Origin of the sequence: Oleidesulfovibrio sp. (assembly GCF_047973035.1) — a bacterium.
Classification (GTDB): domain Bacteria; phylum Desulfobacterota; class Desulfovibrionia; order Desulfovibrionales; family Desulfovibrionaceae; genus Oleidesulfovibrio.
Genome location: NZ_JBKEBF010000032.1, coordinates 100,702 through 115,292, shown reverse-complemented (window position 1 = coordinate 115,292; position 14,591 = coordinate 100,702). Strand labels below are relative to the sequence as shown.

Below are 14,591 nucleotides of genomic sequence, written 5' to 3'. Positions count from 1 at the left end.
TCGTTCCTAGATGCTCTGGTTAGGTGTGTGCGCGGTGCTTCTTCTGTTATGCACCCATTCCATTGTTCTGGTACGCATGCTTTCAAATGCTGCATACAACGGCGGGATGAAAAAAATACCCACCATTGTAGAAGCCACCATGCCGGCAAACACTGTGGTACCGATGGACTGACGGCTTGCTGCACCTGCACCACCGGCGATAACCATGGGGAACACGCCGAGGATAAACGAGAACGCCGTCATCAGCACTGCACGGAAACGGATACGTGCGCCGGATGTTGCTGCTTCCATAATAGACGCACCTTCAAGCCGTTTGTCACGCGAAAACTCAACCATAAGAATCGCGTTTTTCGCCGCCAGACCGACCAGCAGAACCAGACCGATTTGTGCGTAGATGCTAAGCGGCATCCCGCCGATCATAAGCCCTGCCAGTGCGCCGCAGGCGGCAAACAGGATGGAGAGCATAACCGGAATCGGTGTTGTCCAGCTTTCGTACTGGGCTACAAGGAAAAGATACCCGAAGAGCAGCGCAAGTGCGATCAGCACGCCCGCTTGTCCCTGAGTCTGCTTTTCCTGATAGCTCTGTCCGGACCATTCATATGTATAGCCCTGAGGCAGATTCTTTTGTGCCAGTTCTTCAAACAGGTCCATAGCCTGACCGGAACTGAATCCGGGAACAGGAATCGCCATGATCTGCGCAGAAGGGAACTGGTTGTATCTTGCATAGCTCTGAGGGCCCAGAATAGACTCGACAGTTGCGATGCTGCCAAGCGGAACCATGCGGCCGTCGTTGCTGAGAACATGCAGCCGGCGGATATCTTCAAGCGCGTCGCGGTAGTTTGCCTCGGCCTGAATGTTTACCTGAAACGCACGGCCCAGCATGTTGAAGTCGTTAACATAACGCGAACCAAGCTGGGTTTGCAATGTTGCAAAGACGTTGCTTACCGCTACGCCCATGGTCTCGGCTTTTACACGGTCCAGCTTTATGTAAGCCTGTGGTACGTTGGCGGAGTATGAGCTGAATGCCGCCATGATGCGGGGGTCGCTGTTGGCTGCAATGAGCATGGCACGGACAGCCGCGCCGAGTTCCTGCGGGCTCTGGCCTTGTGTTGCCAGAATGCGGAAGTCAATACCGCCGGCCATGCCCAGCCCCGGAATTGGCGGGGGCAGCATGACGCGGGTGTTGGCGTAAGGGATGGAGTTAAACACCACATTCATTTTTGCCTGCAGGGAAGCAGCGTGCAGCGAAGAATCGCTACGGTCTTCCCACGGCTGCAATCGTGCAATGGCAAGGGCGGAGTTGGGGTTGCTGCCGCTCATGAAACTGAAGCCGTTGATGCCTACAACTTCTTTTACGCCTTCTGTTTCCTGCAGAATCTTGCTGATCTGGCTTACAACCCGTCCCGTTCTGGGCATGGCGGCAGCATCGGGCAGCTGGATGTCTACAAAGAATGCCCCCTGATCTTCATCAGGAACAAAGCTGCTGTTGATTTTGTCCATCATAAAGAACGTGGCAATGCCTACCAGTGCAAACAGAACGCCGGAGACCAGCATTTTGCGGATAAGCCACGCGGCACCGCCTACAAAGCGGTTACGGCACTTGTCCAGCAGTACGTTGAACATGCCAAGAGGGCCATGTTCGTGCATTTTTACCGGACGCAGCAGAATGGCGCACAGCGCAGGGCTGAGCGTAAGCGCGTTGATGGATGAAAATGCAACCGCGGTGGAAATGGTAACAGCGAATTGACGGTAAATGCTACCCGTAATGCCCGAAACAAAGCCGATGGGTACGAATACAGCCAGCAGAACCAGCGTGGTGGCAATAACCGGACCGGTAACCTGCCCCATGGCCTTGATGGTGGCTTCCGGTGCGGGGAGTTTTTCTTCTTCCATAATACGCTGGACGTTTTCCACCACGACGATGGCGTCGTCCACGACAACCCCGATAGCCAGAATAAGAGCAAACAGCGTAAAGGTGTTTGCACTGTAGCCCATCGCCATAAGTACCGAGAATGTACCCAGAAGGGATACAGGAATGGTCAACGTGGGAATGAGGGTCGCCCTGAAATCCTGCAGGAAGATATAGGTAACAGCCATAACCAGCGCGAAGGTAATGAACAGCGTAAGAACGATTTCCGAAAGCGCGGCACGCACGTAGTCTGTGGTGTCGTACATCAGGTTCCATTCCACATCGTCGGGGAAGAATTTGGACAGTCGTTCTAGTTCCTTATTCAGCCCTTCGATGGTGTCCAGCGCGTTGGCTGTAGGGCTCTGGTATACGCCCAGCGCGATGGAGGGCTGCCCGTTAAACGTTGCTTCGGAGCTGTACGACTTGGCGCCCAACTCAACACGCGCTACGTCTTTAAGACGCAGAACACCGCCCGACTCGTTACTGCGGATAACGATGTTACGGAATTCTTTTTCTGTCGTCAGTCTGCCTTTGGCGCGGACCGTGAATGTAAGCTGCTGCGTGTCTGCAGAAGGAGCTGCACCCACGCTGCCCGCTGCTGCCTGAATGTTCTGCGAGCTGATGGCGCGCACTACATCATCAGGGCTTACGTTAAGGGCCGCCATGCGGTCAGGGTCAAGCCATACACGCATGCTGTAGTCTTTGGCACCGAACACGGTAACGTCGCTGACGCCGTTGACGCGGGTAAGTGCATCTTTGATGTTGATGCTTACGTAGTTGCTCAGAAAGAGTGAGTCGTGCGACCCTTTGGGCGATGTAAAGGTATATACCGCCAGCATGTCAGAAGACTTTGTGCGGATTGACACGCCCTGCTGCTTTACTTCTGCTGGCAGCACTGGTTCGGCCAGAGCGACACGGTTCTGTACGTTAACCTGCGCGATGTCGGGATCGACGCCTGAGCCAAAAGTAACCGTAAGAGAGTAGTTACCGCTGTTATCGCTGCTGGAAGACATATATTCCATGCCTTCAACGCCGTTAACCTGCGATTCGATAGGTGCAGCTACCGTATCGGCCAGCACCTGTGCGCTGGCGCCGGGGTACCGTGCCGAGACAACAATTTCAGGCGGCGTGATCTGGGGGTACTGGGCGATGGGAATGCCCATCAGCGCCACCAGACCGGCTATGCTGATAACCAGCGATATAACCATCGCCAGTCTTGGACGATTAACAAAAAGCTTAGCAAGCATTCGTTACTCCTGACCGATGGTGGCGTCGAACTTGGGCTCGACAGGTTGACCGACACGGGCCTTTTGCAGACCGTAGACAATGATGGTTTCTCCGCCATCCAGTCCTTTTTCAACAATCCAGCTGGAGCCCATGGTTTCGGCTGTCACGATGCGGCGAATGGAAACTATGTTGTCCTCTCCCACCAGCAGTACGTAACGGCCTTCCTTATCTTCCTGTACGGCCGCCTGAGGCACGACAGGACGGGGCTTGGCTTTGGCTTCACTCAGCTCAACAGTGACATAGGCACCGGGTAGAAGCAGCTGTTTGGGGTTGTCGAATTCTGCACGGATGGCAATGGTTCCGGTCTGCGGGTCAATTTCGTTATCAACAAACGAAATACGCCCCTTCGCCTGATATTCTGAACCGTCAGAAAGCAGAAGGCGGGGTACAACAGCATCCGATACTTTAATCTCGCCAGTGGGGAGAGACGAAATATGACGGGACATCTTCAAATAGTCCTGTTCGTTCAGCGAAAAGACCACACGGATGGGGTCCACCTGAACAATGCGGGCAAGCTGGCCTGTGGCAGGGGTAACAAGGTTGCCGCGGGTTACCTGCACCTTACCTATACGACCGTGAATGGGGGCGCTGATGGTTGTGTACCCAAGGTTCAGTTTAGACTGCTCCAGTGCAGCCAGAGCTTCCTGTAACTGGGCCTTGGCCTGCAGTTCATCACTGACCGCTGCATCCATATCAGCCGCGGCAACACCGCTTTTGCGGGTGGAACGCAGCCGCTGGAGATACTTCCGGGCTCTTTCAAGCGATGCCCTTGCCTTGTCAACGGCTGCAGCGTCAGCGTTTACGCGTGCGCGATATGCTGTCTGCTCAATGGTGAACAGCAGGTCGCCCGCGTTTACCATGCCGCCTTCGGTTGCGTTAACCGTTTCAAGATATCCTTCGACACGGGGCTGTAGGTCTACTGTCTGGATGGCTTCAACTCTGCCTACATAGTCTGTAGCCGGGTTGGCATCCTTTATCAGCACCTTTTCCACTGTTACGGCAGGGGCAGGCCCTTTTGCTTCGGCAGGGGAAGCTGCGTGGGCAAAGGTTGCCATTACCATGGCAAGCAGAAACACCGAAGCGCAGAGCATGGTGCTGGATGCATGAAAGCAGGGGCGGGCTACGGCCGCTTGGATTTTGTGACTATGGGTGGTCGTTTGCATGTGCTTTCCAGTTTTTTACGTTGTGATTGTTATCTTTTTTATTTGTTCAATGACAAACTGGTGATGAGAATATCAACAGCTTCAGACCATGCACGCATACGCTCTGGTCCGATGGTTTCCGAAATTTCAGCCAACTTTTCGTCAAGCAGCTGGTCGGAAGCCATCAGGTAGCTCTGCAGCGAGGTTGAAAGCGAAATCCGGATTGCCCGTCTGTCCTGTGTACAGTTTCTACGCTCAAGAATACCCTTGCGTACAAGCATATTAACCATTGTCGATGCGGACGAAGGAGAAACTTCGGCTTGTTCTGCAAGCTCTTTCAGCAACATTCCGGGGCGGCCTTCTTCTGTATGCTCGCGTATGATCATTACCATACGTATCTGCTTTTGGGTAAGATTGCTGACGGGGTCATTGCCCAGCCGCCGTGAAAGTTCGCGGGTGCTGTAATCACCCAGCAAAGCGGCAGATTTGAAATGTCGCTTCCATATAGGGTTGCGTCGTTGATTATCCATGGGCGTACTCCTGCAAAAAATAGTTTGGAAGGCCGAAATATGTCTGTAGAGAAATAATGTCAATAATATTATTTCGACATGAATGTATGTTTATTTTGCATGAAATGTAATAGGTTATTCTGGCTGCACTTTTTTTGAAAAAAAAAGCGGGCCTTCCGGCCCGCTTTTTAATGCGTTTTTGTTTTTTTACTAGCTGCGGCTTCTGCGGTAGCCGGCAAATCCCAGCAAACCGAACCCGAGGCCCAGCAGCAGCATGGTTGAAGGCTCAGGAGTTGCCACGATGCGGATGTTGGTCAAACGCTCGTTGAGTTGCCCTTCGTTAGTTACCCAGCCTACAGCATTCGCTGCGAGCAAGGGGTCAACACCGTCATTGATCAGGACCTGCTGGTAAGCAGGGCTGATGGTGTCAAAGTTACCTTCAAACGATACGGTGTACCACTGGTTGCCGATTTTGAAGTCTTCAACCATCGCTTCGGGGTTCAACAGTACGAAGACGTCGTTAGGAGTCGCGGAGCTGTTCAGGGTTTCATAGAAAGCAAACTCAAGAACAGTTGAGAACGCGGGGAACGTCGGGTAACCCACAGGGGTAAGAGTCAACGTTGCGCGAACCTTGCCGCTGACAACCTGAATGCTGTCGGAGTTGATGGTCTGGTTGTCATGGAACAGGGTCATACCGTCTTCAGTGGGGCCGTTAGTTGTCATCGTGCCTGTGCCGGCAGTGATGAACAACGAACTCATGTTGGCATCGGGAATCGCGGCGCCTAACGTGGTGCCGTTCGTTCCGTCATATACATCACCCCAGGAAAGCTTATGGTAACCGTCCTGAGTGCCACCGGGCATGGGGAAACCCCAGTTCAGACTCACCGGATCTGAGCCTGTGATACCTGTCGCCGGTGCGAGAACAGTGCCTGTTGTACCGACAGTGGTATCCCATTCAACAAAAGCCCCGTCAACTGTGTAGTCAAAGCTGGGTATAATGGCTGCCGAGGCGCTAAAGGCCATGGTAGCCACCAGAATCAGTGCTGCACCTAACATTGTGGTAATACGGGTTTTCATAGTGCTACCCTCCTCGACATTTGCCTGTGTTTATAAATTTTTAATTGAAGTCTAATCTTCGAGAATTGTAATGCATTCGCTGTGCCAATAAAAAAAAAGCTATAAGTACGGTGTGTAAGCGTTGTTATGTCGATAGGATTACCCATGGGCATGTTAAAGAACTCGACACTAAAGGCCGTGCAAGCATGCTGTCTGACAAGTTGAAGAGCTCTGTATGTGTTTTTGTGCTGTTTTTATTGAGTTATTTTTTGTCTGTAGTGAAATTCAGATCTCCTGTAATGGATTTCGACACCGCTGCTGTTAACCTGAGCCCGCGTATTCGATTATAAAAAAACTATAATTCGTAGAAGACTACAAATAACTTTGAAGGAAAAGTGACTTTAAGGTTGCCAAAAAAAGACAAGCTGACATATGTTCAGAGCATGAACATATGTCGGTGTTTGTATGCGAGCTGTAAGCAGTGAAGAAAATGAAGTAACTGCAGTCTGGAAAAAATGATGGGTAATGCATACATGCCGCAGTAACTTGGCTGTCAGATACAGCTAGGGGTACAGTATGATTATGCAAAAGTATGCTTTTGTGCTTTTTTGTTCAGCTCTTACTGCTGCTGATGTGATTTTAGTCCCTGACCGGTTATGACCGGAACGGGGCTTTTTTGTTTTCCGGAATATAGCTGAGGGCATTGAGGGGCAGGCGTATTAAAAAGGCGGGTTTGATTGTGACAGACCATACCAACGAAGAGCGCGAACTGCTAAGCCGTATAGCGTGGGCGTATCATGCCAACGGCATGACGCAGGCGGAAGTTGCAGACTGGCTGGGCGTAAGCCGTGCTCGAATTGTCAGACTTCTGCAGGTCTGCCGCGATCAGGGGTATGTGCAGATCATCGTTAATACGGACAGGGCAGTCTGCCATGAAATGGAACGCCAGCTGGAAACTGTATTCGGACTGAGACGCGCCATCGTTATTCCTGCACCTGCCAACCCCAAACACCTGAACTACAATCTGGGGCAGGCTGCCTCGCACTATCTTTCTACTGCATTGCGCGACGGGAATTCGCTGGGTTTAGGCTGGGGAACCACCGTTGCTGCTGCGGCTTCCTCTGCTCCGGCTGATTCGGCAGACGGGTTAACCGTAGTTTCCATGTACGGCGGGTTGCCGTACAGCATCATCGTAAATCCTTATGAAATTGTGACTACGTTTTCACGCAGGTTAAAAGCCTCCCAGACATATTATATTGCCGCTCCCATGTTTGCTCCCAGCCCTGAATCATGCAGGCTGCTTAAGTCTCAGGAGCTTTTCCGCTCTGTGTATGCACGTGCCATTCAGGTAGATATTGCATTGGTCGGACTTGGAGAACTGGCGGTGAATGCAACCAACATCGTGCTGGGCGCAATAACCCGGCTGGAATTCAAATCGCTGGTGGATGCAGGTGCTGTCGGAGAGGTTTTCGGCGCTTTTGTGGATGCGGAAGGCAAACCTGTGACGCATCCGAAAAATGAATGTTTTATGGGGCCGACACTGGATGAAGTCCGCACAATTCCTTTGCGGATAGCGGCTGCAGGGGGGCCCAGCAAGACAGCTATTATCAGAGCTGCACTTCTGGGCGGATTTGCTGATGTACTTGTTACGGATGAAACAACGGCCGGAACGTTGCTCGCGGCTGAAACCGGAGGTGAAATATGAACAGGGAAACGTTGCTGAGCCGCCTGAAGGCGGACAAAGAGTATGATCTTCTGGTTGTAGGGGGCGGAGCAACAGGGTGCGGCGTCGCAGTGGATGCGGCGACACGGGGACTTGACGTGGCACTGGTGGAGCGGGCTGACTATGCATCAGGTACCAGCAGCAAAAGTACCAAACTGGTGCACGGCGGGGTGCGTTACCTTGAGAAAGCGGTGCTCAAGTTGGATAAAGAGCAGTTTGACCTTGTACGGGAAGGCTTGAAAGAACGCGGCCAGCTGCTGAAAAACGCACCGCATCTGGCCCATCCTCTGAAGCTGATCACCCCCGTGCATACCGTGCGTGAAGCAGGGTACATGTACGCCGGACTTGTTATGTACGATTTGCTTGCAGGCAAGCTGGGACTTGGGCGTAGTAAGCTGGTAAGCCGTAAAAAAGCGCAGCAGCTCTTTCCCACGTTGAATCTGGACGGGTACAAAGCAGCCGTCATTTATTATGATGGACAGTTTAATGATGCCCGCATGGCAGTTACGCTTGCCCGTACTGCCAACGAACACGGTGCAACCTGCCTTAACCATGTGGAAGTGACAGGGCTGGTACGCACTCAGGGAAAAGTCCGCGGTGCTCACGTGCGGGACAACCTGACCGGTGAAGAATGGACCATCCGGGCAAAAGGCGTTGTAAATGCCACAGGCCCCATGGCCGACACTTTGCGGCACATGGACGATCCGCAGCTTCCTGATATTCTGAAAGTCAGCTCCGGCATTCATATTATGCTGGACGCAAAATTCACCCCTCCTGATCTTTCTTTAATGATCCCGAGTACAGAAGACGGACGTGTGCTGTTTATGATTCCGTGGATGGGACATGTGGTGTTTGGCACTACTGATGAACCTGCCACGCCTGATCATGACCCCGTACCGGCAGAACAGGATATCGAATATCTGCTTAAGTACGCAGCGAAATATTTAAACCGTCCGGTAATGCGCAGTGATGTTCTCTCCGTCTGGAGCGGGCTGCGCCCGCTGGTTTTTGCTTCGGGCAAGTCCAGCACTCAGGAACTGGCAAGAACCCATGTTCTGGATGTTTCACCGGCAGGAGTGCTTACCATCACCGGTGGTAAATGGACCAGCTATCGCCGTATGGCTGAAGATACAGTGGACAGAGCGGATTCGTTATTCGGGTTCAATCTGCGTCGCCCGTGCGTGACTGATACGTTGAAAGTTCTGGGTTCACGAGGGTTTGTTCCCGGAGCGCATACAGAGATGGCACGCGAGTACGGCATATCAGAGGAGCTTGCGGAATCCCTGCACAAAACCTACGGCGATGAAGCTGCAAAGGTAGTGCAGGTGGCCCGCGAAACAGGATTGACAGAGCCTTTGCACCCCGAACATGCATATATCGGGGCAGAAGTTGTCTATCAGGCCCGTTATGAGATGGCATCCCGTGTCAGCGATGTACTTGTGCGACGCTTGCCGCTGGGATTGGTCAATCTTGCCCATGCCATTGAAGCTGCCCCCGTTGTGGCGGAAATCATGGGGAATGAACTGTGCTGGGAACCGGCCCGATGCAAGGAGGAGACAGAGGCCGCCACGGCAATGCTGCAGCGTTGGCTTAAACCTGACAGCAATAAGGGTAACAACGGGGAGTGAAGCGATAGGCCCAGTAACAGCGGTGTGATTACCGCGTAACGGTATGCAAGGAAGAGGAGGAAGCATGAAGGAGCTTTCACTTGGAAAAGAACTCATCTCTGAGTTCATGGGCACTATGGTACTTATTCTGTTCGGTACCGGTACAGTTGCAATGACGGTGCTCTTCGGCGAAGGGCTGGGCATTACCTGGACAAACATAACCATCGGCTGGGGTCTTGCAGTTCTTCTGGGCGTAATGGCGGGCCTGCCCTCCGGCGCTCACATCAACCCTGCGGTCACGTTCGGCCTTGCTGTGACCGGCCGCTTCCCTTGGCGCAAAGTTATTCCGTTCAGCCTTGCGCAGACTGCCGGTGCTTTTGTGGGCGCGGCAATTGTATTCATTGATTTTAAAGCCAAATGGCTGATGGTTGACCCTAACCTTGCCAGCACGGCAGGTATCTTCTGCACATTCCCGGCTATTCCGGATACCTTCCTGCCCGGCTTTATTGACCAGATTATCGGCACCGCCATTCTGTTGTTTGGCATTCTGGCTGCCGGTGACTTTGCAGCAAAAAACAATGTAGGCTGGACTGTGCCTTTCATCGTTGCTCTGCTTGTTACCGTTATCGGTATGGCACTGGGCGCTATGAACGGATATGCCATCAACCCCGCCCGTGACTTCGGACCGCGTATGTTTGCTCTGGTCTCCGGCTTTACACAGGGTAACCTGATGGATCTGTCGATTGTCCTTACACCTATCCTTGGCCCGCTTGTCGGCGGTGCCGTTGGTGCACTGGTTTACGACATGACCACTGGTGCTGTACACAAGGCTCAGGAATAACAACATCTAACCCCCGTTTGGAGGTCAATTATGAGCAAGTATATTCTGGCACTCGATCAGGGTACTACCAGTTCCCGCGCGATTTTGTTTACCCGCGAAGGGGATATCAAACAGATTGCCCAGAAAGAGTTCACTCAGATTTACCCCCAGCCCGGCTGGGTAGAGCATAATGCCAACGAAATATTCGATACGCAGTCGTGGGTTATGACTGATTGCCTGCAGCGTGCCGGTGTTAACGCCAGCGATGTAGCTGCCATCGGCATTACCAACCAGCGCGAAACCACTGTTGTATGGGATAAAAAGAGCGGCGCCCCCATCCATAACGCCATCGTATGGCAGGATCGTCGTACTGCTGGCATCTGCGATGATATGAAAAAACGCGGCCTTGCAGATACCATCCGCGAAAAAACCGGTCTGGTTATCGATGCCTACTTCTCCGGCACCAAGGTGAAGTGGATTCTGGACAATGTGCCCGGTGCACGCGAAAAGGCCGAGCGCGGTGAGCTGTGCTTCGGTACTATCGACACATGGGTTATCTGGAACCTGACCAAAGGCAAAGAGTTTGTCACTGACGAATCCAACGCCAGCCGGACAATGCTCTTTAACATCCACAAAGGCGACTGGGATGAAGAGCTGCTGAAGATTCTGGATGTGCCGCGTTCCATGCTGCCCCGTGTGGCCGGTTCTTCCGAAGTTGTCGGCGAGACGCATCCCGAGTTTCTCGGCAAGGCTCTGCCCATCGCCGGTATCGCCGGTGACCAGCAGGCCGCGACCTTCGGTAACGCCTGCCTTGCGGAAGGCATGGCAAAGAACACCTACGGTACCGGCTGCTTTATGCTGCTGAATACCGGAACGCAGGCCCACATCAGCAAAAACAACCTGCTGACCACCACCGGATGGAATACCCCCGGCGGACGTTATTACTGCCTTGAAGGCAGCGTATTCATTGCCGGTGCTGTTGTGCAGTGGTTGCGTGACGGCCTTGGCATTATCCAGAGTGCGCCTGAAGTTGAACAGCTGGCCCTGAGCGTGCCGGATAACGGCGGCGTGGTACTGGTTCCCGCATTTGCCGGTCTTGGTGCTCCGCACTGGGACCAGTATGCGCGTGGCACTATGGTGGGCGTGACCCGTGGCACAACCAAGGCGCACATCGCCCGTGCCGCTCTGGAATCCATTGCCCTGCAGACTCTTGATATTATGGATTGCATGCAGAAAGACGCCGGAATCAGCCTTGCTGCCCTGCGTGCTGACGGCGGTGCAACCCGTAACAACCTGCTGATGCAGTTCCAGGCTGACGTGTTAGGCGTACCTGTCGAACGTCCGAAAGTGACGGAAACCACAGCACTGGGTGCGGCCTACCTTGCCGGTCTTGCTGTCGGCTTCTGGAAGAGCGAAGAGGAAATCACTGCCATGTGGCAGTTGGACCGTCGTTTCGAGCCGAATATGAAGGCCGACGTACGCGAAAAACTGGTTTACAACTGGAAGCGCGCTGTTGAGCGTGCCAAGCAGTGGTCTGAAGACTAAACGAACGCATTGAACAAACTAAGGGCGCTCCGGTACCGGAGCGCCCTTTTTTGCGGGGAAAAGTCAGAAAAAGCTGGTCGGGGCGATAGTGCATTCTTTTTTGATAATTGAAGGATACTGTTGCCTGCCGGAATAGGTTAGCCGGATAGCATCGGGTGCAATGCGGCAAGGCGTAGCTATTCAGCCATCCCCTGCCAGTTGCAATCTGCCCGCCATGATTCGTCTGTTACAACATATCAGTCTCAACACAGGCTCTGTATTTGAAGCCTGCATGCAGTTTGGTAAAGGGCGTCAGTTGCCAACGGCCCTTTTTGTTATTCGTTGCGCAGGTACGGCGCCGGACGTTTGCCGAGGGCACTAACCGTTCCTGCCAGCCCGAAGAGAAGCGCAAACATCGCTCCGGCAACTATGGTCGCTATAATTGCTACAGGCTGAATACTGAAAGGCAGCTTCATCAGCAGGCTGACAGCAGCCCATGCGGCTACTGTTCCTGTAAAAGCGCTGAAGATGCCTGTGGCAAGGCCGGAAGCCAGAAACTCTGTAATCAGCGCAAGCATGATGTCTTTACGTGTTGCTCCGCACACTTTGTAGATGACGGCGTCATATATACGCTGGTTTCTGTCTGCCATTATGGCACCGGCAAGCACCATAAGGCCTGTTGCCAGCAGGACGGCTGCCATAGCGCGAAACACTATGCCCATCCGCTCCATGAGACCGCGTACATCAGCCAGAATTTCGCGCATACTGAACACGGTGACATTCGGATAGTCCGAAGTGACATTGCGGTACAGGCGATCCATATTTTCACCTTTGCCGTAAGCGGTTACGACCCATGTGACCGGTGCATTATCCAGCAGGCCGGGAGCAAAAAGCACCGCAAACTGCAGCTGGAATGTCATCCAGTCCACTTTGCGTATGTTGGCAATGGTTGCCTTGATTTCCCGCCCGAGAATGTTGAACGTCAGCGTGTCGCCCACCGTTACGCCAAAGCCTTTGGCAAGGTCTGCCGTCAATGAGATAATGGGCGGGCCGGAGTAGTTTTCCGGCCACCATTCCCCTGCTGTGATTTCGGTTTCCTGCGGTTGTGCTGCGGCCTGACTTAACCCTCTGTCTCCGCGCACGGCCCAGCGGACGTCAGGGGAGATCTCGGCGTCGGCAACAGGTACTCCGGCGATGCGTACTATACGACCGCGGACCATGGGGCCTTGTTCCATGCGGGTTGTGCCGTACTGTTCGCCAAGGGCTGTAAATTGCGGCCGTTGGTCGGGAAGCACATTGATAAAGAAAAATGCAGGGGCGTCACGGGACAGATCGCGTTGCAGAGTGGCGCTCAGGTTCTGCTCAATCTGTGCAATGGCAACCAATGCTGTAAGGCCCAGCCCCAATGCAAACACCAGATGCACAGTCGGCGCACCGGGCCGGTGAATGGATGAAAGCCCGAGCCGCAGGCTGGGATGCCCCATGGCGGGCAGTTTTTTTGTTACAACCTGCAAGCCCCACGCGACTATTCTGAATACTCCGGTACAAAGGATGGTCAGCCCTACAAATCCCCACGCCATACGTTTGTCCGGTGTAAACAGAAACACAAGTCCTGTCAGCACGCCGAATGCGGCAAGCAACAGGAGCCTGCCTTTGGCCGTCATGGATGTTTCAGCGTTTGCAACATACCCGCGAAAGAGTACTGCAGGAGAGACGCCTCCGGCCTGCAACAGCGGACGCAGAGAGAATGCCGTAATGATGGCAAAGCCCAGCAGCGCGGCCCGCAGCAGCGCCTTGAGGTGAATGCCGGTATCAAGCGGAACGGGCAGCAGTGTGCCCAGCAGCCCGCTTGCAGCGTAAGGCACCAGTGTACCCGCTATGCATCCGGCAACTATTCCGGCTGTGCCGATAAGCAGAATCTGGATGTAGTATGTCCAGATTACTGTGGATACTCCGCCGCCCACGCATTTCATGGTAGCCATATTCTGTACTCTGCTGGCCAGATAGCCGCGTACGGCTTCCGCTATTCCCAGCCCGCCTATAAGCAGTGCAGCAAGGCCGATGAGCATCAGGTCCATATCAAGCCTGTCCAGAATGGAACGTATGCGCGGTGCCGCGCGGGTGTATGGCTCCACACGCCAGCCGTGGTCGTCAAATTTTGTACGGGCTTCCTGCGTAAAATCTCCAACTTGCGTTTCTGTTGCCGGTCTTCCGGTCACAGTGTCCAACCGTATGCGCATGCGGCTGTGCAGCAGGCTGCCGGGTAAAATAAGGCCTGTCTTATGCAGCGACTGAAGCGACATGATGATTCGCGGACCAAATGTAACACCCTGAAATGCTCTGTCCGGTTCACGGATGAGAGCTGCTTTGACGATGAATTGCTGCGTACCGATGCGCAGGATTTCACCAACATTGATTCCTAAGCGCGTGAGCAGCAGTTCGTCTGCGATTACAGCGGGTAGGGTTGCAGGCGTGGAGGAATACTTTGATGTTTTGTCCTCAGGTACAGTTGGTTTTTGCGGGCGTTCGCTTTCTTTGTCGTTTTTTAAGATTTTACTGTCGGCACCGGACAAAAGGTGACTCAGCGGAGTTGCGGCAGAGAGCTCCGGACGCAATTCTACGCTGCCGTATAACGGATATGCATGGTCCACGCCTTTTACAGAAACCAGTGCTGATTCACCGTTTTCAGCGCGGGCAATGCCGCGCAGAGTGATAGTATGGCTTGTGGTGCCGTATTGCTGCAGCCACGCCACTTCATCGGCTGACGGTTGCGGCGTCGCCAGCTGGATGGCGGCATCACCGCCCATTAATACACGGGCATCACGGGATATAGCGGATCTTGCGGATTCTGAAATGGAGCCCACAGCAGCAATGGCAAATACGCCCAGAAAAAGACACAGCAAAAATACGGTAAACCGACGTTTTCCGGAACGTAGCTCGCGGGTAGCCAGAGTAAGAGCGAGGTGCATATCTTTGAGTGTCATGGTCAGGCTCCGGTGTGTTAGTGCATTGCA

Annotated in this window: 9 protein-coding genes; 4 read left to right on the top strand and 5 right to left on the bottom strand. The window is 53.5% G+C overall.

Annotated elements, in window-relative coordinates; all coding sequences use genetic code 11:
* Window positions 1-6: 6 nt before the first annotated feature.
* The 4 genes from ACK5LI_RS10135 to ACK5LI_RS10120 form a co-directional block, all read right to left on the bottom strand.
* Complete coding sequence (locus ACK5LI_RS10135) at window positions 7-3,156, bottom strand: efflux RND transporter permease subunit (RefSeq protein WP_416948857.1); 3,150 nt, start codon at window positions 3,154-3,156, stop codon at window positions 7-9.
* 3 nt (window positions 3,157-3,159) lie between these two features.
* Window positions 3,160-4,359, bottom strand: coding sequence for an efflux RND transporter periplasmic adaptor subunit (locus tag ACK5LI_RS10130; protein WP_416948855.1), 1,200 nt, complete (start codon window positions 4,357-4,359; stop codon window positions 3,160-3,162).
* Window positions 4,360-4,397: 38 nt separating this feature from the next.
* On the bottom strand, window positions 4,398-4,868 hold the full coding sequence (locus tag ACK5LI_RS10125) for a MarR family transcriptional regulator (protein ID WP_416948853.1): 471 nt from the start codon (window positions 4,866-4,868) through the stop codon (window positions 4,398-4,400).
* A gap of 189 nt (window positions 4,869-5,057) precedes the next feature.
* On the bottom strand, window positions 5,058-5,924 hold the full coding sequence (locus tag ACK5LI_RS10120) for a THxN family PEP-CTERM protein (RefSeq protein ID WP_416948851.1): 867 nt from the start codon (window positions 5,922-5,924) through the stop codon (window positions 5,058-5,060).
* Between the two features lie 718 nt (window positions 5,925-6,642).
* Here ACK5LI_RS10120 and ACK5LI_RS10115 point away from each other — a divergent pair.
* The 4 genes from ACK5LI_RS10115 to glpK all read left to right on the top strand — a co-directional run bounded on the left by ACK5LI_RS10115 (window position 6,643) and on the right by glpK (window position 11,598).
* Window positions 6,643-7,608 carry a sugar-binding transcriptional regulator gene (locus ACK5LI_RS10115; protein WP_416948849.1) on the top strand — a complete coding sequence of 322 codons (966 nt, stop codon included), beginning with the start codon at window positions 6,643-6,645 and terminating at the stop codon, window positions 7,606-7,608.
* Window positions 7,605-9,254: an FAD-dependent oxidoreductase gene (locus ACK5LI_RS10110; RefSeq protein WP_416948847.1), complete on the top strand. Its 1,650-nt coding sequence runs from the start codon at window positions 7,605-7,607 to the stop codon at window positions 9,252-9,254. The genes ACK5LI_RS10115 and ACK5LI_RS10110 overlap by 4 nt, the downstream gene beginning before the upstream one ends.
* A gap of 64 nt (window positions 9,255-9,318) precedes the next feature.
* Window positions 9,319-10,074 carry an MIP/aquaporin family protein gene (locus tag ACK5LI_RS10105; RefSeq protein WP_416948845.1) on the top strand — a complete coding sequence of 252 codons (756 nt, stop codon included), beginning with the start codon at window positions 9,319-9,321 and terminating at the stop codon, window positions 10,072-10,074.
* Window positions 10,075-10,104: 30 nt separating this feature from the next.
* Entirely contained in the window at window positions 10,105-11,598 is a 1,494-nt protein-coding gene (gene glpK, locus ACK5LI_RS10100; RefSeq protein WP_416948843.1) for a glycerol kinase GlpK, read from the top strand.
* Window positions 11,599-11,912: 314 nt separating this feature from the next.
* Here glpK and ACK5LI_RS10095 read toward each other — a convergent pair whose 3' ends face one another.
* On the bottom strand, window positions 11,913-14,561 hold the full coding sequence (locus ACK5LI_RS10095; protein WP_416948841.1) for an ABC transporter permease: 2,649 nt from the start codon (window positions 14,559-14,561) through the stop codon (window positions 11,913-11,915).
* Window positions 14,562-14,591: the final 30 nt, after the last annotated feature.

Excerpts from the sequence above, each read along its gene's own strand:
- ACK5LI_RS10135 (WP_416948857.1), bottom strand. The coding sequence starts at position 3,156 with ATGCTTGCTAAGCTTTTTGTTAATCGTCCAAGACTGGCGATGGTTATA.
- ACK5LI_RS10130 (WP_416948855.1), bottom strand. The coding sequence starts at position 4,359 with ATGCAAACGACCACCCATAGTCACAAAATCCAAGCGGCCGTAGCCCGC.
- ACK5LI_RS10125 (WP_416948853.1), bottom strand. The coding sequence starts at position 4,868 with ATGGATAATCAACGACGCAACCCTATATGGAAGCGACATTTCAAATCT.
- ACK5LI_RS10120 (WP_416948851.1), bottom strand. The coding sequence starts at position 5,924 with ATGAAAACCCGTATTACCACAATGTTAGGTGCAGCACTGATTCTGGTG.
- ACK5LI_RS10110 (WP_416948847.1), top strand. The coding sequence starts at position 7,605 with ATGAACAGGGAAACGTTGCTGAGCCGCCTGAAGGCGGACAAAGAGTAT.
- ACK5LI_RS10105 (WP_416948845.1), top strand. The coding sequence starts at position 9,319 with ATGAAGGAGCTTTCACTTGGAAAAGAACTCATCTCTGAGTTCATGGGC.
- glpK (WP_416948843.1), top strand. The coding sequence starts at position 10,105 with ATGAGCAAGTATATTCTGGCACTCGATCAGGGTACTACCAGTTCCCGC.
- ACK5LI_RS10095 (WP_416948841.1), bottom strand. The coding sequence starts at position 14,561 with ATGACACTCAAAGATATGCACCTCGCTCTTACTCTGGCTACCCGCGAG.